The following is a 268-nucleotide window of genomic DNA, read 5'->3' as shown; positions in this document are numbered from 1 at the left end:
GGGATTAGATCCAGCTTACCGTACAGGGTGTAAGTTAGCAGTTATAGACCCAACAGGAAAAGTCACTGATATTGATGTGATTTACCCCCATAAACCTGCTGGAGCTAGTGCGCGCAGTGAAGCAGCAACGAAGTTTAAAAAAATTGTTAAAGATTTTGGGATTGAAATGATCGCGATTGGAAACGGTACAGCTAGTCGTGAATCTGAGCAATTTGTTGTGGATAATTTAAAAGAAATTGATCAAGAAGTTTATTATGTGATTGTGAAC

General features: G+C 38.8%; 1 pseudogene. It reads left to right on the top strand.

From position 1 onward, the window contains the following. Positions 1 to 268, top strand: a pseudogene (locus tag LJE08_RS14070) (RNA-binding transcriptional accessory protein); the annotation flags it as partial.

Origin of the sequence: Holdemanella sp. DFI.5.55 (genome assembly GCF_020593575.1) — a bacterium.
Classification (GTDB): domain Bacteria; phylum Bacillota_I; class Bacilli_A; order Erysipelotrichales; family Erysipelotrichaceae; genus Holdemanella; species Holdemanella hominis.
Note: the sequence above shows the minus strand (reverse complement) of the source record. Positions and strands in the feature narration are given on the sequence as shown.